Raw genomic sequence first — 252 nt, forward strand, 5'->3', positions numbered from 1 at the left:
GGTTGTTGATCGGCAAGCCAGTCGGGCCGGTCAAGGTGACGGTGTAGACGATGTTGCCGCCTTCGGTCACTTGCTCGGTAGCCGTCAGCTTGGCCACAACTTCGGTCAGGGTGTCCTTGATTTCGACGCTGGCAGAAGGCTTGGTCAGCACCAGGTTCTCGAACGAGCGACCATCCGGCACGCTCGTACCGGTGATGCTCACAGTCAGGGAGCCGCCGTCGACATAGACGTCTTCACCCTGCGCGTCGTTGG

1 protein-coding gene is annotated in these 252 nt (G+C 61.1%); it reads right to left on the reverse strand.

The genetic code is table 11. The features are described 5' to 3' along the window. A partial coding sequence (locus ACN6NG_RS30050) for an immunoglobulin-like domain-containing protein (RefSeq protein ID WP_474317564.1) occupies nt 1-252 on the reverse strand: 252 nt, incomplete at both ends.

The organism is Pseudomonas sp. TSO6 (genome assembly GCF_056098905.1).